This window comes from Mycobacterium arosiense ATCC BAA-1401 = DSM 45069 (assembly GCF_002086125.1).
GTDB lineage: Bacteria > Actinomycetota > Actinomycetes > Mycobacteriales > Mycobacteriaceae > Mycobacterium > Mycobacterium arosiense.
On the sequence record NZ_MVHG01000237.1, the window covers coordinates 1 to 560 of the forward strand.

The window sequence follows — 560 nt, forward strand, 5'->3', positions numbered from 1 at the left end:
CACGAATAGGGTGTCGAAGAGTTGGTCGTGGCCGGTGATTCGGTGGATGTCGTTGAGTGCGAGGTGTTGGTGGTCCAGGGTGTCGTTGTGGGCGGTTTGCATGTGGTCGAGCAGGTCGGTGGTGGTGGTGTGCGCGGTGATGTGCGCGCGGACCGGCACGGTGTTGATGAACAGGCCGACCATGGAATCCGAGCCGGGCACTTCGGCGGGTCTTCCCGAGACGGTGGTGCCGAAGACGACGTCGTGTTGGCCGGTCAGCCAGATCAGCAGTTGGGCCCATGCGGCTTGGAGCACGGTGTTGACGGTGGTGTGCGAGGAGCGGGCCAGTTCGCTGATCGCTCGGGAGGTTTCGGCGGGCATCCGAATGGTTTCCACGCCGCGACGCCCGGGCCTGGGCCGGTTCGGCGGGCCGACCAGGGTGGGGGTGTCCAGGCCGGCGAGCACTGCGCGCCAGGCTTTTTCGGCGGCGTGGCGGTCGCGGTCGGCCAGCCAGGTGACAAAGCTGCGATAGGGGGCGGGTGCGGGTAGGTGCTGCCCGTAGTAGCCGGCGAAGATCTCGC

The 560-nt window shown here is 67.3% G+C and carries 1 protein-coding gene; it reads right to left on the minus strand.

Translation table 11 applies throughout. The annotated features are described in order from the left end of the window. On the minus strand, positions 1-560 hold a 560-nt coding region (locus BST14_RS28265), incomplete at both ends, for a condensation domain-containing protein (protein ID WP_245845844.1).